Origin of the sequence: Rhodovulum kholense (genome assembly GCF_003053725.1) — a bacterium.
Taxonomy (GTDB): domain Bacteria; phylum Pseudomonadota; class Alphaproteobacteria; order Rhodobacterales; family Rhodobacteraceae; genus Rhodovulum; species Rhodovulum kholense.
The window spans coordinates 379,031-396,554 of record NZ_QAYC01000002.1; the positions used below are offsets into that span (position 1 = coordinate 379,031).

General features: G+C 67.8%; 15 protein-coding genes. 5 read left to right on the plus strand and 10 right to left on the minus strand.

Going from position 1 to position 17,524, the window contains the following annotated elements; all coding sequences use genetic code 11:
- Positions 1-64 precede the first annotated feature (64 nt).
- The 3 genes from C8N38_RS04520 to C8N38_RS04530 all read right to left on the minus strand — a co-directional run bounded on the left by C8N38_RS04520 (position 65) and on the right by C8N38_RS04530 (position 5,483).
- Positions 65-2,803 (minus strand): DNA translocase FtsK, encoded by a 2,739-nt coding sequence (locus C8N38_RS04520; protein WP_425440017.1) that lies wholly within the window; start codon positions 2,801-2,803, stop codon positions 65-67.
- A gap of 27 nt (positions 2,804-2,830) precedes the next feature.
- Positions 2,831-4,012 (minus strand): aminotransferase class I/II-fold pyridoxal phosphate-dependent enzyme, encoded by a 1,182-nt coding sequence (locus C8N38_RS04525; protein WP_108024348.1) that lies wholly within the window; start codon positions 4,010-4,012, stop codon positions 2,831-2,833.
- A gap of 139 nt (positions 4,013-4,151) precedes the next feature.
- Positions 4,152-5,483 (minus strand): amidase, encoded by a 1,332-nt coding sequence (locus C8N38_RS04530; RefSeq protein ID WP_108024350.1) that lies wholly within the window; start codon positions 5,481-5,483, stop codon positions 4,152-4,154.
- Positions 5,484-5,572: 89 nt separating this feature from the next.
- Here C8N38_RS04530 and C8N38_RS04535 point away from each other — a divergent pair, with 89 nt between their 5' ends.
- Positions 5,573-6,799: an FAD-dependent monooxygenase gene (locus C8N38_RS04535; RefSeq protein WP_108024352.1), complete on the plus strand. Its 1,227-nt coding sequence runs from the start codon at positions 5,573-5,575 to the stop codon at positions 6,797-6,799.
- 94 nt (positions 6,800-6,893) lie between these two features.
- Here C8N38_RS04535 and tspO read toward each other — a convergent pair whose 3' ends face one another.
- The 3 genes from tspO to C8N38_RS04550 are packed head-to-tail and all read right to left on the minus strand — an operon-like array spanning position 6,894 to position 9,998.
- Positions 6,894-7,376, minus strand: coding sequence for a tryptophan-rich sensory protein TspO (gene tspO / locus C8N38_RS04540; protein WP_342750286.1), 483 nt, complete (start codon positions 7,374-7,376; stop codon positions 6,894-6,896).
- Between the two features lie 8 nt (positions 7,377-7,384).
- Positions 7,385-8,440, minus strand: coding sequence for a 15-cis-phytoene synthase (gene crtB / locus C8N38_RS04545; RefSeq protein WP_108024468.1), 1,056 nt, complete (start codon positions 8,438-8,440; stop codon positions 7,385-7,387).
- A 1-nt stretch (position 8,441) separates the two neighbouring features.
- A complete protein-coding gene (locus tag C8N38_RS04550; RefSeq protein WP_108024356.1) occupies positions 8,442-9,998 on the minus strand; it encodes a phytoene desaturase in 1,557 nt (518 codons plus the stop codon).
- A 131-nt stretch (positions 9,999-10,129) separates the two neighbouring features.
- On the opposite strand from C8N38_RS04550, the gene C8N38_RS04555 reads away from it, so the two are divergent.
- The 4 genes from C8N38_RS04555 to bchO are packed head-to-tail and all read left to right on the plus strand — an operon-like array spanning position 10,130 to position 14,544.
- Entirely contained in the window at positions 10,130-10,975 is an 846-nt protein-coding gene (locus C8N38_RS04555) for a spheroidene monooxygenase (protein ID WP_108024358.1), read from the plus strand.
- On the plus strand, positions 10,972-11,985 hold the full coding sequence (bchI, locus tag C8N38_RS04560; protein ID WP_108024470.1) for a magnesium chelatase ATPase subunit I: 1,014 nt from the start codon (positions 10,972-10,974) through the stop codon (positions 11,983-11,985). The genes C8N38_RS04555 and bchI overlap by 4 nt, the downstream gene beginning before the upstream one ends.
- On the plus strand, positions 11,978-13,672 hold the full coding sequence (locus C8N38_RS04565; protein WP_245895513.1) for a magnesium chelatase subunit D: 1,695 nt from the start codon (positions 11,978-11,980) through the stop codon (positions 13,670-13,672). The genes bchI and C8N38_RS04565 overlap by 8 nt, the downstream gene beginning before the upstream one ends.
- An 8-nt stretch (positions 13,673-13,680) precedes the next feature.
- Positions 13,681-14,544 (plus strand): alpha/beta fold hydrolase BchO, encoded by an 864-nt coding sequence (gene bchO, locus C8N38_RS04570; protein ID WP_108024365.1) that lies wholly within the window; start codon positions 13,681-13,683, stop codon positions 14,542-14,544.
- A 73-nt stretch (positions 14,545-14,617) separates the two neighbouring features.
- Here the strand turns inward: bchO and C8N38_RS04575 are convergent, their stop codons facing one another.
- The 4 genes from C8N38_RS04575 to C8N38_RS04590 form a co-directional block, all read right to left on the minus strand.
- Positions 14,618-15,061 carry a c-type cytochrome gene (locus C8N38_RS04575; protein WP_108024367.1) on the minus strand — a complete coding sequence of 148 codons (444 nt, stop codon included), beginning with the start codon at positions 15,059-15,061 and terminating at the stop codon, positions 14,618-14,620.
- A 219-nt stretch (positions 15,062-15,280) separates the two neighbouring features.
- Complete coding sequence (gene puhE, locus C8N38_RS04580) at positions 15,281-16,102, minus strand: putative photosynthetic complex assembly protein PuhE (protein WP_341800920.1); 822 nt, start codon at positions 16,100-16,102, stop codon at positions 15,281-15,283.
- The gene (acsF, locus tag C8N38_RS04585; RefSeq protein WP_108024369.1) at positions 16,099-17,214 is read right to left on the minus strand and encodes a magnesium-protoporphyrin IX monomethyl ester (oxidative) cyclase; all 1,116 of its coding nucleotides are present in this window, start codon (positions 17,212-17,214) and stop codon (positions 16,099-16,101) included. The genes puhE and acsF overlap by 4 nt, the downstream gene beginning before the upstream one ends.
- Positions 17,211-17,507, minus strand: coding sequence for a hypothetical protein (locus C8N38_RS04590; RefSeq protein ID WP_108024371.1), 297 nt, complete (start codon positions 17,505-17,507; stop codon positions 17,211-17,213). Before C8N38_RS04590 ends, acsF begins: the two co-directional genes overlap by 4 nt.
- Positions 17,508-17,524: the final 17 nt, after the last annotated feature.

Below are 17,524 nucleotides of genomic sequence, written 5' to 3' on the forward strand. Positions count from 1 at the left end.
CCAATCTAGCGCCGGGGACCGGGCATTTCACCAGCCCGGCCGTCACGAATGGGCGACCCGCCGCTCACGCCTGCTCCGGCACAAGGATCTCGCGCTTGCCCACATGGTTCGCGGCACTGACCACGCCCTGATCCTCCATCTGCTCGACCAGACGCGCGGCCTTGTTGTAGCCGATGGCCAGCTTGCGCTGGATGTAGGAGGTCGAGCATTTGCGGTCCTTGATGACGATTGCCACGGCCTGATCGTAAAGCGCGTCCTCGCTGTCGGTATTGCCGCCGAGCCCCAGCACCAGATCGATATCGCTTTCCTTGTCCTCGTCCGGCCCCTCGACCACGCCGCCGACATAGTCGGGCGGGCCGAAGGTCTTGAGGTAGTTGACGATCTCTTCGACTTCCTCGTCGCTGACGAAGGGGCCGTGCACGCGCGAGATCCGCCCGCCGCCTGCCATGTACAGCATGTCGCCCATGCCCAGCAGCTGTTCGGCACCCTGCTCGCCCAGAATGGTGCGGCTGTCGATCTTGCCGGTCACCTGAAAGCTGATCCGGGTCGGGAAGTTGGCCTTGATCGTGCCGGTGATGACGTCGACCGAAGGCCGTTGGGTCGCCATGATCAGGTGAATGCCCGAGGCCCGCGCCATCTGCGCCAGACGCTGGATGCAAGCCTCGATCTCCTTGCCCGCGACCATCATCAGGTCGGCCATCTCGTCGACGATCACGACGATATAGGGCAGCGTCTTGGGCAGGAATTCCTCGGTCTCGAAGACCGGCTCGCCGGTCTCGTCGTCAAAGCCGGTCTGCACCGTGCGCTTGAACATCTCGCCCTTGGCCATCGCGTCGCGCACCCGGCCGTTATATCCCTCGATGTTGCGCACGCCCATCTTGGACATCTTGCGATAGCGTTCCTCCATCTCGCCCACGACCCATTTCAGCGCGACGACGGCCTTCTTGGGGTCGGTGACGACCGGGGACAGCAGATGCGGGATGCCGTCATAGACCGACAGTTCCAGCATCTTGGGGTCGATCATGATCAGCCGGCATTCATCGGGCGTCAGCTTGTAGAGAAGCGACAGGATCATGGTGTTGATCGCGACCGACTTGCCCGACCCGGTGGTCCCCGCGATCAGCAGGTGGGGCATCTTGGCCAGGTTCGCGACGACCGGATCGCCGCCGATATCCTTGCCCAGCGCCAGCGGCAGCCGCTGGGCGCTGTCGCCGAAATCGCGCGCCGACAGGATCTCGCGCAGCACCACCTTCTCGCGGCGCGCATTGGGCAGTTCGATCCCGATCACGCTGCGCCCGGGCACGGTCGAGACCCGGGCCGACAGCGCCGACATGCTGCGCGCGATGTCGTCGGCCAGGCCGATCACCCGGCTGGCCTTGAGACCCGGCGCCGGTTCCAGCTCGTACATGGTGACGACGGGGCCGGGCCGGACCGAGACGATCTCGCCCTTCACGCCGTAATCGTCCAGCACGTTTTCCAGCATGCGGGCATTCTCTTCCAGCGCCTCTTCGCTGAGGTAATGCCGCTCGATGGTGTCGGGATTGGTCAGGAGCGACAGCGGCGGGTGCTGATAGCCGTCTTCCGAATCGTCGAATTGCAGGCCCGGCTGGGCCTCGTCGCGGGCGCGCCGCGAGGGCAGGACCGACTTGCGCGGCGGCTGCTCGACCAGCTTGCGCGGTTCAACGACCGGGATCGAGGGGCGCGGCGGCTGGACGGGCTGAGGCGCAGCCTCGTATGGCGCCTCGAACCCATCCTCGTCCTCGAAGGCATCGATCTCGGGCACGTCGATCCGGGCCCCCGGCGCGGGCGCCTGCGGCACGGTCAGCGCGGCGCCGCGCACCACCGGCGGCTCGGGGCGGAAGCCCGTCGGCACCGGCGCGCTGCGGGTCGAACGCGACCGGATCACGTCGGCGATCCGCGCCCGGATGCGTTCTTCGGCGGCAGGCGTCATCGCCGGACCGTCCTCGTCCTCGTCATCGATCAGGTCGGGGTCGGCCCGGCGGCGAAAGACCGGCAGCCGCGAGAACAGACCGGCCCGGGCGGGCGCCTCCTCGGCGTCGTCATAGTCGTCCTCGTCATCGAAGTCCGGGGCGACCGGGTCGGCCCGGGACGAACGGCGCGCCTGAACCCCCTCGCCATAGCGCACCGCGCCATGCAGGGCGCCGCGCAACCCGCGCCCGGTCGCGCCGCGCAGCGCGTCATAGCTGAGGATCAGACCCAGCAGAACGCCGCGCCCGAACCGGCGCAGCTCGTCCCGGTCGACCCCCATCACGAACAGCCCCAGCGCCAGCGTGCCGAGCCAGACCAGCGCCGACACGAGCTTGAGCCCGACGATGGTGTCGATGGGCACGAGCCCCAGCACCGCGCCCAGCACGGTATCGCCGAAAAGCCCGCCCATGCCGAAGCTGTGGGTCCATTCGGGGGTCGGCACATGGGTCGCCGTGTAGACCGAGGCCAGACAGACCAGGAAGGGCGCGAAGATCACCCGCGACAGCGCCCGCTCCTCGCCCCAATGGGCGGCCAGCCGGACACCCCAGGCCGCGGGCACCGCAACCAGCGCCCAGCCGCCATAGCCAACGACGATGTAGATCGGCGAGGCAATCGAGGCGCCGAACCGGCCCAGAAGGTTCTGGGCCGGCGCATCGGTCGCCGACAGCCAGCTCGGGTCGTCGGTCACGTAGCTGCCCAGCGTCATCGCCAGAAGCGCCGCCAGCAGCATCAGACCGATGCCCAGAAGCTCCTTGCCCCGCCGCTCGATGGCGGCCTGGGTGGTCTGGTCAAGCAGGGGTTCGCGTCGTTTCATCTGATAAGAAGCCATGCCCTTGCCCCCTCAACCGTACAGACAGCCGCGCAACCGGACCAGCGCCGCCGCCATTTCGTCCTCGGGCGCCACCATGGCCACGCGGATATAGCCCGCACCCGGATTGGCGCCCTCGACCTCGCGCGAGAGATAGGCGCCGGGCAAGACCCGCACTCCCGTCTCGCGCCAGAGCCTCAGCGCCGCCGCCTCGCCATCTGCGACCGGCAGCCACAGGAAGAACCCCGCCTCGGGTGGCCGGTAGCCCGGCACAGCGCCGAGGATCTCGTCAGCGCGGGTATATTTGCGCACATATTGCGCCCGGCTCGCCTCGACATGGACCTCGTCGGCCCAGAGCCGTTCGGCCGCGCGCTGCAGCGGCAGCGGCAGCGGCGCCCCGGCATAGGACCGAAGCTGCTTGATCCGGCGCAGGCTTTCCGGCCCGCCGGCGGCGAACCCGGACCGGAGCCCCGGCAGGTTCGAGCGTTTCGACAGCGAATGGAACGCCACGACCCGTTCCGGATCGGCCCCAAGCTCCTGCGCGACGGTCAGCGCCCCCGTGGGCGGCGTGTCGCGATAGATCTCGGAATAGCATTCGTCGGCGAAGATCTGGAAATCGTGCTTTTCGGCCAGCCGGATCAGGTCGGCCCAGTAGCTGCGGTCGGCCACCGCGCCCTGCGGGTTCGAGGGCGAGCAGAGATAGGCGATGGCGACGCGGTCCAGCAGTTCGGGCGGCAACGCGGCGAAATCGGGCAGAAAGCCGGTTTCGGCGGTCGCGGGCACATAGACCGGATCGGCCGCCACCGCCAGCGCGGCCACGGCATAGACCTGATAGAACGGGTTCGGCGTCAGGATGACCGGTCGGGCGCCCGCTTTCGTCTCGGGGCACAGCGCGAGAGCCGCATTGAACAGCCCCTCGCGGGTGCCGTTCAGCGTGGTGATCTGCGTCTCGGGATCGAGCGTCACGCCATAGCGGCGGGCGACCCAGCCTGCGATGGCCGCGCGCAACTCGGGCGTGCCCTCGTTCGGAGGGTATTTGCCAAATTCATGGGCATGCGCGGCAACGATGCCGGCGACCCAGTCGGGAAAGGCGTGCCTCGGCTCGCCGATGGTCATGTGCACGGGCACGCCGCCGGGCTCATGCACGTCCAGAAGACGCCTGAGTCGCGGGAACGCGTAGTCCGGAAGGTTCGAAAACCGCTCGGGAAAGGTCATGGACCCCAATCTTGTCTGTCGTACTGCCTCGGTTCGGAGTCGTCTGTGCGCTCCGATTGTGCCCCACGATAGACCTTCGCCGCGCCGGGGTCCAGAAAGCCCGGCGCGGTCAACCCGGTGCCGGGCGAAGTTGTGGCATTTAGGTCAGGGCGCGTTCCGCCGCCGCGCCGATCCGCAACAGCCGCTCTTCGGACATCGGCAGCCCGAGAAACGAGATCCCCGTGGACGGCACGCCGGTCGGCAGGGTCAGCACCGCGCTGCCCATCAGGTTGCCGATCCGGGTGTTGCGCAGCGCCAGCAGGTTCTCGGCCATGAAGAACTCGGAATCGGCCATCAGCCGGTCGACATTGGGCGGCAGGATCGGACAGGTCGGCAGCAGCACCGCGTCATATCCCGCGATGCGCGCGGCCCAGGTCGCCCGCAGCCGGTCGAGCAGCTGCCAGGCGGCGACATAATCGGCCCCCGAGAAGGTCTTGCCGCCGCGGAACCGGTCCAGCACCGGCGGGTACATCTTTTCGGGCTCGGCCTCGATCATCGTGCGCCAGGTTCCATAGGCCTCGGTCGCGAACAGCACGCCCGCCAGCGCCAGCGCCTCGGCCACTTCGGGCGCCTGCGCCCGGACGATGGTCGCGCCCTCTTCGGCAAGCCGCCCGATGGCGTGGTTGAAGCCTGCCCGGGGCGCATCGCGCAGACTGTCGAGCGCGACCGTCTCCAGCACCAGGAACTGGGTGCCCTTGAGGCTGGCCCCGGACAGATCGGCCGGTCGGCCCCCTTCCAGCGCGGCCAGCAGCAGGGCTGCATCCTCGACGGTCCGCGTCAGCGGCCCGACCGTGTCGAATTTCGGGCACAGCGGCACCACGCCCTTCAGCGAGACCCGCCCAGACGTGGTCTTGAGCCCCACAAGATCGTTCCAGACCGCCGGGACGCGCACCGAGCCCCCGGTATCGGACCCGATTGCGCCCGCGGCCAGCCCGAAGGCCACCGAGGCCGCCGCCCCCGAGGACGATCCGCCCGGCGCCCCCTTGGGGTCGTTGATGCAGGGCGGTGTCGCCGTCACCGGGTTCAGCCCCAGCCCTGAAAAGGCCAGTTCGGTCATATGGGTCTTGCCCAGGCAGACCAGACCGCCCGCGGTCGCTGCGGCCAGCACCTCGGCATCGCGATCGGGCACCCGGCCCTGCAACAGCGCCGCCCCGGCCTCGGTCGCGGCGCCCGCGCTGTCGAACAGGTCCTTCCACGAGATCGGCACCCCGTCGAGCGGCCCGAGCCGAAGCCCGGCCCGCGCCCGGTCGCGTGCGGCCTGGGCCTCGGACAGCGCCCTGGCCCGGGTGGTGCGGGCATAGATCCGGTCGCGCAACGGATGGCCCGCGATCTCGTCGAGGAAGGTCGCGGTCAGGTCAACAGGGTCGATCTTGCCCGTCTCGATACCGCGGCCCAGATCGCCTGCACTCATTCCCAACCAGTTCTGCACCATACGCGGCCTCCACCGTCCAAATACCTGCGCGCGAGGCTAGCGGGGCCGGGGCTTATGGACAATCCCGGGCGGACCGCCATATTCACGCCATGACCTACGATTCCGAGATCCTGATCGTCGGCGGCGGGCTGAACGGCCCGGCGCTTGCGCTTGCGCTGGCCCGCGCCGGGCTCTCTGTCACCGTGATAGACGCCCTGCCCCGGGCCGATCGCAGCGGCGACCGCTTCGACGGCCGGTCCTATGCGCTGGCGCTGGGCTCGACCCGGCTGCTGTCGGCCATCGGGGTCTGGCCCGGGCTCGCCCATCGCAGCCAGCCGATCCTCGAGATCGTCGCCTCGGACGGGCGCGCGGGCGAGGGGGCTGCGCCCTTCTTCCTCGACTTCCACCATGGCGAGATCGAGGAAGGCCCGATGGGCCACATGATCGAGGACCGCTACCTGCGCCAGGCGATGCTGGAGGCGCTTGAGGCCGAGCCCAAGGTTACGACGCTGTCGGGCGAGACCGTGATCGCGCAAGAGACCGACGCGACCGGCATCGCGGTGACGCTGGCCTCGGGGCGGCGGCTGCGCGGGCGGGTGCTGGTCGGCTGCGACGGTCGCCGGTCGGGCACTGCCCAGCGCGCGGGCATCCGCCGCACCGGCCATGAGTACGGCCAGACCGCGCTGGTCTGTGCCATCGCCCATGAGCGCCCGCATAACGGCACCGCGCATCAGTTCTTCATGCCGCCGGGGCCGCTGGCGATCCTGCCGCTTCCCGGCAACCGCAGCTCCATCGTCTGGAGCGAACGTCACGCCCAGGCCGCCGCGATCCAGGCGCTGGACGACGCCGCCTATCTGGACGTGCTGCGGCCCCGCTTCGGCGACTTCCTGGGCGAGATCCGGCTGGAAGGCGACCGCTTTGCCTATCCGCTGAGCCTGACGCTGGCCAATGCCTTCTGCGCGCCCCGGCTGGCGCTTCTGGGCGACGCGGCCCATGGGGTGCACCCCATCGCCGGACAGGGGCTGAACCTTGGGCTGCGCGACGTGGGCGCCCTGGCCGAGGTGCTGGTCGGGGCGAAACGGCGGGGCGAGGATATCGGCGCCATCGACGTGCTCGAACGCTACCAGTCCTGGCGGCGCTTCGACACGACCCTGATGGCGGCCGGGACCGATACGGTCAACGCGCTCTTCTCGAACGACAATCCGCTGCTGCGGCTGGGTCGCGACCTGGGCCTTGGCGCGGTTGCGGCCCTTCCCGGACTGCGCCGCCGCTTTATCCGCGAGGCCGCCGGGCTGACCGGCACCCTGCCCCGGCTGATGACCGGGCGGCCGCTTTAGTCCCTGCCTTTCCGAAGCCCCGAAACGAAATCGCCCGGCCATTGGCCGGGCGTTCCGTTTGTCGCTCGATAAGGTTTGCAGAGGGCCTTGCGGATCAGGCGCCCGCGGGTTGCGCGGCCCCGCGATTGCGGCGCCAGATCGAGAAATTCAGCGCCCAGGCATAGCTGGTCCAGACCACATAGGGGGCAATCAGCAGCCCCGCGAACATGTCGGTCTGATAGAACGAAACCGCCATGGCCAGGACCGAGATCCACATCCCGCAGAGCACGAGCAGCGCCGCGCCGGGCCGGTGCAGGCCGAAAAAGACCGGCGACCAGAGCGTGTTGAAGGCGACCTGCAAGCCCCAGATCGCCAGCGCATAGACAAGCAGCGGGCTGCCCGAGATCGCGACGCGCGTCGCGGCATAGGCCATGCAGATGTAAAGCACGAACCACGCCACCGGAAAGAGCCAGTTCGGCGGGGTCCATTTGGGTTTGTCGATGCGGTCATACCAGCCGTCAGGCGAGAAGAACGCACCGGTCGCGCCAGCCGCATAGGTGGTGGCGAGGAATATTCCGAAGAGGGGCCAATCGATCATCATGGATCTTAAATAGCCTCGCGGCGATATTGTTCCAATGTGGCACCGCGTCTCGCGCGCTCGCGCGCCTCGAGCTGGGCCAGGATCGAGATGATCTCGCCCGCGCGGCCCTCGCCCCAAGGGTTGTCCGACGGTCGTCGGGTTGCCGTTGCGTCGACCAGATAGGCACATTCGGGCAGCGGCTTGCCGTACAGCACGGCCGAGCGCGGCATGACCGTGACCGCCATCGCCTGCGCCGCCGACCAGATCAGCCAGCCAAGCTTCTGGCCCTTGCTGGTATAGGCGCGGCGCGTGATGTTGTCGTAATCGGCGCGGCGCACCTCGCGGCCGATGGCGGCATAGATGTGACGCGCGGCAAAGATCCCCGGGCGACAGGCGAAGGGCAGTTCGGCCACCCCCGGCTCGGACCGGAAATACAGCCGGTTGGCATCCGACAGCAGCTTCTGGGTCAGGCGGCGGATGCTGGGCGAGGGCTGCGGCCGGGCCAGAAACTCGTCGACGTCGAGCCCGATCTCGGCCATCCATTGCAGCGGCAGGTAGAAGCGCCCCTCGGCCGCGTCCTCGCCCACGTCGCGGGCGATATTGGTCAGCTGCATCGCGACGCCCAGATCGCAGGCCCGCGCCAGCGCATGCGGATCGCGGACCCGCATCAGCACCGCCATCATCACACCGACCGCCGCTGCGACCCGCGCCGAATAGGCGTAGACCCCCGACAGCGTTTCATAACGCCGCCCCATCGCGTCCCAAGCCATGCCCTCCAGCAGGGCTTCGGGCAGGGTGCGCGGCATCTCGAACTCGTCGACCACCGCCGCGAAGGCCCGGTCGCAGGGCGCGTTCCGGGGCTGGCCGCGATAGATCAGGTCCAGCCGCTCGCCCAGCATCAGCACGGCGGCCGACTTGTCATGGGTCAGATCGACCGCATCGTCGGTCAGCCGGCAGAAGGCATAAAGCGCCAGCGCCGGGTCGCGGACCCGGGCCGGCAGCAGTTTCGAGGCCGCATGGAACGAATAGGACCCGGTGCGGATCGAGTCCTCGCAATGCTTCAGATCCGCCGGATCGATCATCTCAGCCCGCCGCGACACGATCCGCATCGGGCACGAGCTTGGCCATCACCTCGGCCGAGGTGACGACGCTGGGCAGGCCCGCGCCGGGATGGGTGCCTGCGCCCACCAGATACAGCCCCTCGACCTCTTCGCTGATGTTGTGCGGGCGGAAATTGGCGCTCTGGAAGATCCGCGGCTCCAGCGAGAACCCGGCGCCGAAGGGCGACAGATAGCGCGCCTGGAAGCTGTTCGGCGTGAAGACGAGGCTGGTCGAGACATGCTGCCCGAGCCCCGGCATCAGCTTTTCTTCCATGAAGTTCAGCACCATCTTGCGGTAGCGTTCGGCATTGGCCGTCCAGTCGACCGGGTGATCGGCATGCAGGTTCGGCACCGGCGACAGCGCATAGAAGGTATCGTCGCCCTCGGGCGCGGCCGTCGGGTCGGTGACGCTGGGCCGGTGGATGTAAAGGCTCATGTCATCGGCCAGATGTTCGGGCTTGAAGAAGATGTCCTTCACCAGCCCCTTGTAGCGCGGCCCGTTCAGCACAGTGTGATGGCCCACGTCCTTCCACATGCCGCGGGTGCCCTTGGTGCCGAAATACCAGACGAAAAGCCCCATCGACCAGCGCTTCTTCGCCAGGCTTTCATCGGTCCAGCGCCAGCGGCGGGTGTTGCGCAGCAGGTGGCTGTAGGTAAAGCCCGAGTCGGCATTCGAGACGACGACATCGGCCTTGAGAACCTCGCCCGAGGCCAGCTTGACCCCGGTCGCCCTGTGCTTCGTCACCAGGATCTCGTCGACCTCGGTCTGCATCCGCAGCACGCCGCCCTGATCCTCGATGACGCCCGCCATCGCCTTGGCGATCGCGGCGACGCCGCCCATCGCGTAATGCACCCCGAATTCCTTCTCGAGATGGCTGACGAGGATATACATCGAGGTGACGTTGAACGGATCGCCCCCGATGAACAGCGGATGGAACGACAGCGCCATGCGCAGGCGTTCATCCTTCACCCGGCTCGCGGCATGGGCGTAGACGGACCGGTCAGCGCGCAGCATCCCGAAGATGTGCAGGACCTTGGCCAGTTCCTTCCACTCGTTCATCGGACGGCGGCCGAGCCCCTCGAACCCGAACCAGTAGCGTTTCTCGCTGTCCTTCAGGAACTGGTCATAGCCCGCCAGATCGCCCGGCGAGAGCCGCGCCACCTCGGCCCGCATTTTTTCCGTGTCCTGCCGGGCGCGGAAGCGTTCGCCGTCGGGGAAGACGATCTCGTAGAACGGGTCCATCGGGACCAGCGAGACGTCCTTGTCGAAATCGCGCCCACAGGCGGACCAAAGGTCGCGGAAGACCTGCGGCACGGTGACGATGGTCGGCCCCAGATCGAAGCGGTGCCTGTCCTGCCAGATCGCCGATCCGCGCCCGCCGGGCACGTCGAGCTTGTCGATGACGGTGACGGAATATCCCTTGGCGCCCAGACGCATGGCCGCGGCCAGTCCGCCCAACCCGGCTCCGATTACAACGGCGTGCGGGCGTTTGGCCCGAACGGCCTCATCCGCCAGGGCGGGATCGACTCGTGTCATCATGTCGCTAGGTTAAACCTGTCTAGTTTAGTTTACAATGCTTCTACCGGATACGCGCCGGGGGCGGCAGGTTCCTTGCGGTCGCACCCCGAAGAGCCCAGAAGATGACCGACAGCCGTTTAGGAGAGTCGCATATGCAAGTCGTCACCATCAGCTTTTTTCGTTATGACAACTGGGCTTCGCGCCTCGAGGCGCTGAGCCAGATGGCCCGCGGCCGCTACGCTTTGAAGACCGTTCCGGGGCTGGAATTCTTCAAGCTTCTGGGCACCGGCTCGGACGAGGGGTTCAACCCGCGCCCCAACGTCAACGTCAACGCGATTCTCTGCGTCTGGCCCGACATGGCGACCGCCAAGGCGGGCCTGAAGGGCTCGATCACCCACCGGACGCTGCGTGATCACTCCTGCGAAGCCTACACGATCTACCTGACCCCCACCTCGGCCCGCGGCATGTGGTCCGGCGTCGAGCCGCTGAAGGTCACCGAAAAGGCCGAACCGGGCCCGCTGGCCGTGCTGACCCGCGCCACCGTCAAGCTGCCCATCGCGCTGCAGTTCTGGAAGCACGTGCCGCAGATCCAGAAAGAGGTCGCGGCCGACCCGACCTGCGTCTTCCACATGGGCATGGCCGAGGTGCCCTGGGTGCAGCAGGTCACCTTCTCGCTGTGGAAGGGCACCGGCACGATGGCGGGCTTCGCCCATGGCGAGACCCCGCATGGCCATGCGATCCGGGCCGCCTATGGCGACCACTGGTTCAAGGAAGACCTCTATGCCCGCTTCAAAATCCTCGAGGAAGAGGGTACGTGGGAGGGCGGAAGCCCGATGGCCCTGCTGAACGCCGACGCCAGACCGGCTGCCCCGGCCCCGGCCGCACCGCCCGCGGCTGAAAAACCGGTGGCCGAAGAACCCGCGGCCGAGAAACCCGCGAAGCCCACGAAGGCCCCCAAGAAATCCCGGGGACCCAAGAAATCGAAAGTGAACGCATGACTCAACCCTTTCCCTTCTCCGCCATCGTCGGCCAGGAGGAGATGAAGCAGGCGATGATCCTCACGGCAATCGACCCGGGGATCGGTGGCGTTCTGGTGTTCGGCGACCGCGGAACCGGCAAATCGACGGCCGTACGCGCGCTGGCCGCCCTTCTGCCGCCGATCCACGCGGTCGCAAGCTGCCCGGTCAACTCGCCCTCGCTGGACCAGTGCCCGGACTGGGCGCACCTGACCTCGACCGAGATCGTCACGCGGCCGACCCCCGTGGTCGACCTGCCGCTGGGCGTGACCGAGGACCGGGTGGTCGGCGCGCTCGACATCGAGAAGGCGCTGACCAATGGCGAGAAGGCGTTCGAGCCCGGCCTGCTGGCGCGGGCGAACCGCGGCTATCTCTATATCGACGAGGTCAACCTGCTGGAGGACCATATCGTCGACCTGCTGCTGGACGTCGCCCAGTCGGGCGAGAACGTGGTGGAACGGGAAGGTCTGTCGATCCGGCACCCGGCGCGCTTCGTGCTCGTCGGGTCCGGCAACCCCGAAGAGGGCGAGCTGCGCCCGCAGCTTCTGGACCGCTTCGGCCTGTCGGTCGAGGTGACCTCGCCCAAGGACATCGACACCCGGATCGAGGTGATCCGCCGCCGCGACACCTACGAGATGGACTACGAGGGCTTCATGGAGAAATGGCGCCCCGCCGATGCCGAGCTGCGCGACCGGATCGTGGCCGCCCGGGGCCATCTCAAGACCATGGCCAGCGACGAGTCCGTGCTGCGCGACTGCGCCGAGCTGTGCCTGGCGCTGGGCTCCGACGGGCTTCGGGGCGAACTGACGCTGCTGAAGGCGTCGCGTGCGCTGGCGGCCTTCGAGGGCGCCGATGCGGTGACCCGGGCGCATGTGCGTCAGGTCGCGCCCTCTGCGCTGCGCCACCGCCTGCGCCGCGATCCGCTGGACGAGGCCGGGTCCACCACCCGCGTGGGCCGCGTGGTCGAGGAGGTGCTGGGTGAGCCTGCCTGACGGGGTCTGGACCCGGGTCGAGATCGGTCTGAACGCACTGGCCGTCGATCCGGCCGGGCTGGGGGGCCTGTGGCTCCGCGCCCGGTCGGGGCCGGTGCGCGACCGGGTGATCGAGGCCCTGCCCGCCCTGCCCCTTCCGCTCAAGCGCCTGCATCCCTCGATCGGCGACGAGCAGCTGTTCGGCGGCATCGACCTGACGGCGACTCTGTCTTCGGGCAAGCTGGTCGAACGGGCGGGCCTTCTGGCCGAGCCCGCGATTCTGGTGCTGCCGATGGCCGAACGCACCCAGCCCGGGCTGGCCGCGCGGCTGGCCGGGGCGATGGATCAGGGCACCGGCCATTGCCTGATCGCCATGGACGAGGGCGCCGAGCCGCAGGAGACCCTGCCCGCGGCGCTGACCGACCGGCTGGCGCTGCATCTCGATCTGGACGCGCTGCCCTGGGGCCAGACCGAGCGGATCGCGATGGATACCGACGCGCTGGCCGCGGCCCGCGCGCGTCTGCCGGGCGTCCGCGCGGACGACAAGGTGCTGGAAGACCTGACCGTGCTGGCGGTGCGCCTGGGCATCGACTCGCTGCGCGCGCCGATGCTGGCGCTGAAGGCCGCCAAGGCGCTGGCGGCACTTGCGGGCAATGACGCGGTCGATCAGGACGATCTGACCGCCGCCGTCCAGCTGGTGCTGGCCCCCCGCGCGACGCAATTCCCCGAAGAACCGGCCGAGGACGACCAGCCGCCCCAGGACCCGCCCCCGCCGGACCCCGAACAGGGCGACAGAGACCAGAACGAAGGCGAGGCGCAGTCGCTGGACGACCTGCCGCTGCAGGACATCCTGCTGGAGGCCGCCAAGGCGACGCTGCCCGCGGACCTTCTGGCGAACCTTGCCGCGCGGAAGGCACAGCGCGCGGGCGGCGGCATTTCCGGCGCGGGCGCCAAGCGCAAGGGCAACCGGCGCGGCCGGCCGATCCCGTCCCGGCGCGGGCGGCTGGATACCGGCGCCCGGCTCGACGTGATCTCGACGCTTCGGGCCGCGGCCCCCTGGCAGACCATCCGCAAGCGGGAATCGAGCTTCGAGCGGTCCTTGCATATCCGCACCGACGACTTCCGGATCAAGCGCTTCGAAGAGAAATCCGACCGGCTGCTGATCTTCGTGGTCGATGCCTCGGGCTCGGCGGCGATGACCCGTCTGGCCGAGGCAAAGGGCGCGGTGGAACTGCTGCTGGCCGAAGCCTATGCCCGCCGCGACCATGTCGCGCTGGTCGCGTTCCGGGGCGAGGCGGCCGAGCTGCTGCTGCCGCCGACCCGCTCGCTGGTCCAGACCAAGCGGCGGCTGGCGGCGCTTCCGGGCGGCGGCGGCACGCCGCTGGCGGCCGGGCTGAAAACCGCGCTGGAACTGGCGATCCAGTCCAAGGGCCGGGGCATGACCCCCACCGTCGCGCTGCTGACCGACGGGCGTGCCAACATCGCGCTCGACGGCACCGCGAACCGGGCGCTGGCGGCCGAGGATGCCGAACGGATGGCGATCGCGATCAGGGCGAACGGCTACCCGGCGATGGTGATCGACATGGGCCAGCGGCCCGAACGGTCGCTGAAGGCGCTGGCCGACACACTGGGCGCGCCCTACATCCCGCTGCCGAGAGCCGACGCCAACCGGCTCTCGACCGCTGTATCGGCCGCTCTCGACGCGTAAGAGGACGCATGGACTGGACCCGGGACGGAAAAGATTGGCCGAACCGGGAGTTTTCCCGGTTCGTGCGCCACCGCCCCCATTACTGGCACCTTCAGGTGGCGGGCGACGGGCCTGTGGTGCTGCTGATCCATGGCACCGGCGGCGCGACCCATAGCTGGCGCGATGTGCTGCCCATTCTGGCCGAACGCTACCGCGTGGTGGCGCTGGACCTGCCCGGTCAGGGCTTCACCAAGCTCGGCGCGCGGCAGCGCTGCGGGCTCGATGCGATGAGCCGCGACATCTCGGCCCTGCTCGACGGCGAGGGCCTGCTGCCCGACGCCATTGTCGGCCATTCGGCGGGCGCGGCCATCGCGCTCCGGATGGTGCGCGACCTGAAGCGCCCCCCGAAGGCGCTGGTCGGGCTGAACGCGGCGCTGGAAAGCTTCAAGGGGCCTGCGGGCTTCGTCTTTCCGATGATGGCGCGGATGATGGCACTGAACCCGTTCTCGGCCTCGGAAATCTCGCGCTGGCTGGGCACGGCCGCCGGGGTCGAATACATGATCGCCGGGATCGGCAGCGAGATCTCGCCCGAGGGGCTGGCGCTTTACCGGCGGCTGGTGGCCGACCGCCACCATACCGACGCGACGCTGGCCATGGTCGCGCAATGGTCGCTCGACGGCCTGCAGCACGACCTGCCCTCGATCGACGTGCCGACCCTGCTGATCGTGGGAGAGGACGATCGGGCGGTGCCGGTCTCGGGCTCGGTGCGGGCGGTGGCGCGGCTGCCGCAGGCAGAGCTTGCGCGGTTCCCGGGGCTTGGCCATCTGGCCCATGAAGAGGCCCCCGAAGCGGTGACCGCCCGGATCGAGGCCTTTCTCGAAGACCGGCTCTGACCGGAAATCCCGACGGCGGCCATGAAAAAGGCCGCCGGGCAGGCCGGCGACCGTTTCGCGCGACAGTCCGAGCTTATTCGTGGGTGCCGAAGCTCGCGATATAGGCGAAGACGTCGCGGATTTCCTGTTCCTTGACGCGCTGGTTGGTCATCAGCCCACGGCCCTTGGGGTCCTGGGTGTAGTCGCGCAGGAAATCGGTCGGGCCGGGCACGTATTTGACCAGCTCGTCCTCGGTCCAGACCAGACCCTTTTCGCCGGCCTCTTTCATGAGATCGGAATACCTGAAGCCCTCGATGGCGGCGGCATGGCGGCCGGGCATCTTGAAGAGGTTGGGGCCGACCTTGGCATTGCGCCCGGCGACCACCTCGCCCGCGTCATTCTCGACGACGTGGCAGGTCTGACAGATCTTGTTGAACACCTTCTCGCCTTCAGCCGGATCGCCGGTCACATCGACGGCAAGCGCCGGGCCGGCAATCAGGGCCGCCGCGGCGGCGGCGAGCGCGAATTTCGAATTCATGGGTCTCTCCCTGACTCAACTGAACCGGTGCATACCATGGAACGCAGGCACCGGAAGGTCAATCTATATGGGTCGCTAAACAAAGGGTTTCCGACCAATGGATGCATGCGCCGCGGCCCCCGGGGGACACACGCGCGGAGCGACTTTCTGGTTTTAAAGGATTTCCAGGCTCAGGCGCCGAAGCCCGCAGAGAGCCGCGATTCGCCCGCCTTGCCCCGGTCAGGTCCGGCCAAGATCATTCGGGCGGATCTTGTCGTCCTCGGACCGCTCTTTGCGTTCCGGCAGCATCCAGCGCCAGAGCCGCTCGTCGGGCAGCGGCAGCACCATCAGCCAGTGTTCCAGAAGCGCCAGTGCGGTGATGGCGGTCAGCAGCGCAAAGCCCACCGTGTCATGCGGGTCGCTGACCGCAAACAGCCGTTCCATGAAGCAGGCGACCGCGAAGGTCAGCGCCGAGATCGAGAACGGGAAAAGCCAGTTCAGCCGCGAGATCTTGAAATGGCTCGGCAGATGAGCCAGCGGCGTTGGCAGGAACTCGACATTGATCTTGGGCACGCCGAGGAAGAGGTTCAGCTTGGCCGAGATCCGCGCGAAGAACAGGATGATGAAAGTCCAGACCCCGACCCCGTTGGCCGAGTCGTGGCTGGTGACCAGCATCGCGAAGAGAATGACCACCAGCAGCGTCTCGTGATAGGCGATGGTGCCATAGGCGCGCATGAACCGTTCCCAGCCGCGCGCATGCGGGTGACAGCGGGTGGTATTGGGGCCGGTGACGACCCCGGTCAGGAAGGCCAGTTCCACCCAGCCCCAGATTGCGATGGCCGCCAGAAAGGCCAGATAGGCGGTCGCCACGGTTTCCACATGGCGGGTCATCTCGAACAGCCACACCCCGCCGCCCAGAAGCGGCAGGGCCATGACCGTGGCCCGAAGATGTGCAAGGCGTCCCCGGTGTTCGGCGCGGCGCACGACGATCAGGATTGCCCCGGTCGAGAACCACCAGATGAACAGGGCGGCCAGCGCCGCGAACCACGCCGTTGCGATCAATAGACAGGCTCCATGCGGGTCGAGGCCGGGACCTCATGCCGTTGCGCCGGAATGGTCAGAAGCGACAGGAACGCCCGGGCCGCCTTTGCAGAGCCCGCCCATTCTGCCAGCTTGCCCGCCACACCGCCCTGCCGCCGTGCCGCGTCGATGGCGACGCTGGCCTCCTGCAGGGCCGTCAGCCCCCTCGCCCAGCGCGGATGGTCGATATCGAGCGTGATCGGGAAGATCTGCTTCGACAGGTCCGAGGTCTTGCGGAAGACCTCGTGCCCGTACCAGTCGGTATCGACGCCCAGCGCCTTGTGAAAGGCGGGCCGCTGGTGATCGCGCACATGCATGGTGGCGAAAACCGCGGTCAGGAAGAACTTGATCCACAGGACATTGACGCCCGAGGTCAGTTTCGGGTCGGTCTTCATCAGCAGCGCGAAGGCTTCGCCATGGCGGAACTCGTCGTTGCACCATTCGCGGAACCACTTGAAGATCGGATGGAACCGCCTTTCGGGATGCTCTTCGAGATGGCGGAAGATCGTGATGTAGCGGGCATAGCCGATCTTCTCGCTGAGATAGGTCGCGTAGTAGATGAACTTGGGCCGGAAGTAGGTGTATTTCTTCTTCTGGGTCAGAAAGCCCAGATTGACCGCGATCCCGGCCTCGCGCAGCGCATCGTTGATGAAGCCCGCATGCCGCGCCTCGTCCCGCGCCATCAGCTGGAACAGTTCGGTCACATCGTGATTGGACCCGCGTCGCTTCATCTCCTTGTAAAGCACGCAGCCCGAGAATTCGGCGGTGCAGGAGCTGATCAGGAAGTCGATGAACTCCTTGCGCAACTCGGGCTCCATCCCCTCCCAGTCGACATGGTCCCAGGTCTCGTCCTTGCGGAAATGGCCTTTGTTCGGGTCGGCCTGCATCTCGGCGATCAGCGCGTCCCAGTCGGCCCGGACGGGGGTGACGTCGATGGCGTCGAGCGCCTCGAAATCGGTGGTGTAGAAGCGCGGCGTCAGCAGGGTGTCCTGCATCGCGACGGCGGTCGCGGTTTCGCTGTCCAGAACGGCCTGCTGTTCCTGGATCGCAAGACCTTCCTCGACGGTGGTTGCATCGGCGGTATGGACGTTCACAGCTTCACCTCCCCGGAAAAGGAGAATTCGCAAAGCTCCATGAAGTCCAGATCCCCGGTCAGCCGCGTCCAAAGACGTTCCAGCGGCGTCGCCCGGGTGATGACGGCGATGCGGTCTTCCCTTACCACTTCGCCATAGGGGGCCATGATCTCGGGGCCTTGCACCAGCACCTCGTCGCCCGGATGCACGACGGCTCCATTGTTGAACCGCACATGCGCATGCAGGCTGTCGAACTTGTGCGAGACCTCAACCGTACACGGTGCGGTCTCCTTCCGTCGGGTGAACATTCCCATCTTTCGGTTCCCTGTTT

Coding starts and splice junctions, on each gene's coding strand:
- C8N38_RS04520 (WP_425440017.1), bottom strand. CDS start 2,803: ATGAAACGACGCGAACCCCTGCTTGACCAGACCACCCAGGCCGCCATC.
- C8N38_RS04525 (WP_108024348.1), bottom strand. CDS start 4,012: ATGACCTTTCCCGAGCGGTTTTCGAACCTTCCGGACTACGCGTTCCCG.
- C8N38_RS04530 (WP_108024350.1), bottom strand. CDS start 5,483: ATGGTGCAGAACTGGTTGGGAATGAGTGCAGGCGATCTGGGCCGCGGT.
- C8N38_RS04535 (WP_108024352.1), top strand. CDS start 5,573: ATGACCTACGATTCCGAGATCCTGATCGTCGGCGGCGGGCTGAACGGC.
- tspO (WP_342750286.1), bottom strand. CDS start 7,376: ATGATCGATTGGCCCCTCTTCGGAATATTCCTCGCCACCACCTATGCG.
- crtB (WP_108024468.1), bottom strand. CDS start 8,440: ATGATCGATCCGGCGGATCTGAAGCATTGCGAGGACTCGATCCGCACC.
- C8N38_RS04550 (WP_108024356.1), bottom strand. CDS start 9,998: ATGATGACACGAGTCGATCCCGCCCTGGCGGATGAGGCCGTTCGGGCC.
- C8N38_RS04555 (WP_108024358.1), top strand. CDS start 10,130: ATGCAAGTCGTCACCATCAGCTTTTTTCGTTATGACAACTGGGCTTCG.
- bchI (WP_108024470.1), top strand. CDS start 10,972: ATGACTCAACCCTTTCCCTTCTCCGCCATCGTCGGCCAGGAGGAGATG.
- bchO (WP_108024365.1), top strand. CDS start 13,681: ATGGACTGGACCCGGGACGGAAAAGATTGGCCGAACCGGGAGTTTTCC.
- C8N38_RS04575 (WP_108024367.1), bottom strand. CDS start 15,061: ATGAATTCGAAATTCGCGCTCGCCGCCGCCGCGGCGGCCCTGATTGCC.
- C8N38_RS04590 (WP_108024371.1), bottom strand. CDS start 17,507: ATGGGAATGTTCACCCGACGGAAGGAGACCGCACCGTGTACGGTTGAG.